Origin of the sequence: Streptomyces antnestii (genome assembly GCF_004005495.1) — a bacterium.
Taxonomy (GTDB): domain Bacteria; phylum Actinomycetota; class Actinomycetes; order Streptomycetales; family Streptomycetaceae; genus Streptomyces; species Streptomyces antnestii.
This window is the reverse complement of record NZ_RZYA01000061.1, coordinates 1-833: the sequence shown is the minus strand read 5'-3', so window position 1 is coordinate 833 and position 833 is coordinate 1. Positions and strand designations below refer to the sequence as shown.

Genomic DNA, 833 nt, shown 5'->3' with positions numbered 1-833 from the left:
AATGCGCGGACGTCACCGCTCAGCCTCTCACCCGCTGCCGGATCCATACGCCGGCGGGCTTGAGCACACGGGTGCCGGCGAACCGGCCGCCCTTACAGGCACCTTTCAAGAAGATGTCGCCGTTGCCGTCACCGTCGGCGATGCTCCAGTTCGTCCAGCTGATCCTCTTCCTGGCCATCAGATCGACGTACCGCTGCGACATGGCGAAATCGTTGCCTTGCCCGTCCCACGACTGCGTTCCCCATTCGGTGACGAAAACAGGGAGTTCGGAGGATGCGCGGTCAAGCATTCTCAAGAAGCGGTCCCGGTGCGCCTTCGCGTAGAAATGATAGGTGTACATGATGTTGGAGGCGCGCACCGGGTTGGCCACCACCTCCCTTTCATCTCCGTACTCCGACAGGCCGAACGTGGACCAGCCGCGGGTGCCGACGAGGATCACGCTGTCGGGATCCTGGGTGCGGATCACAGGGATGACCTTCTCGGCATAGCTCTTGATCATCCACCAATCAGCTTGATATGCCTCGTTCATGATCTCGTAGATCACATTGGGATTGCGCCGGTGTCGTACGGCGATCGCCTTGAAGAAGGTCTTCGCATGGTGGAGGCCGTGGTTCGGATCCCCCGAATCAACCCAGTGCCAGTCGACAATCACGTACATGCCACGGGCACTGGCCATATCGATCAATCGGCTCACGCGATCGGTGAATTTCTTCGGATTGCTCTGGTACCCACTCTGGTCCGCATACATCGCGATGCGCAGGACGCTCGCCCCCCAGTCCCCGGCGAGCGCATCCAACGCACCGGCGACCAGACATCTCCCGAACCGATCGGTG

The 833-nt window shown here is 60.9% G+C and carries 1 protein-coding gene; it reads right to left on the bottom strand.

Annotated elements, in window-relative coordinates:
• Positions 1-19 precede the first annotated feature (19 nt).
• Positions 20-833, bottom strand: an 814-nt coding sequence (locus EOT10_RS40945; protein WP_146003157.1) for a glycoside hydrolase family 5 protein, incomplete at its 5' end; no start/stop codon positions are given.